The organism is Pseudomonas sp. RW3S2, assembly GCF_014268955.1.
In the GTDB taxonomy this organism is placed as follows: Bacteria; Pseudomonadota; Gammaproteobacteria; order Pseudomonadales; family Pseudomonadaceae; genus Aquipseudomonas; species Aquipseudomonas wayambapalatensis.
This window is the reverse complement of the sequence record NZ_JABWRM010000050.1, coordinates 1-352: the sequence shown is the minus strand read 5'-3', so window position 1 is coordinate 352 and position 352 is coordinate 1. Positions and strand designations below refer to the sequence as shown.

Annotated in this window: 1 pseudogene; it reads right to left on the bottom strand. The window is 67.3% G+C overall.

Annotation, left to right across the window (positions count from 1 at the left end):
* Nucleotides 1-352, bottom strand: a pseudogene (locus HU748_RS26170) (AMP-binding protein); the annotation flags it as partial.

Here is a 352-nt window from a genome sequence, read left to right as displayed (position 1 = left end):
GGTCGAGCTTGCCGTTGGGGGTCAGCGGCAGGCGTTCGAGGAACAGCCAGTGGGTCGGCACCATGTAGTCCGGCAGGCTCTGCTTGAGCCAGGCCTTGAGCGGCTCCGCATTGTCGTGCAGCGCGGGAGCGACGACATAACCCACCAGCTGGGTGCTCAGCTCGCCCTGATGCGCGATCACTGCCACTTCACGGACGTCGGCATGAGCCTGCAGGCGCGCTTCGATTTCACCCAGCTCGATACGCAGGCCGCGCACCTTCACCTGATGGTCCACACGCCCGGCGTACTCCAGCACGCCGTCTTCGCGGTAGCGCGCCAGGTCGCCGGTGCGGTACAGCCGCGAGCCATCCGC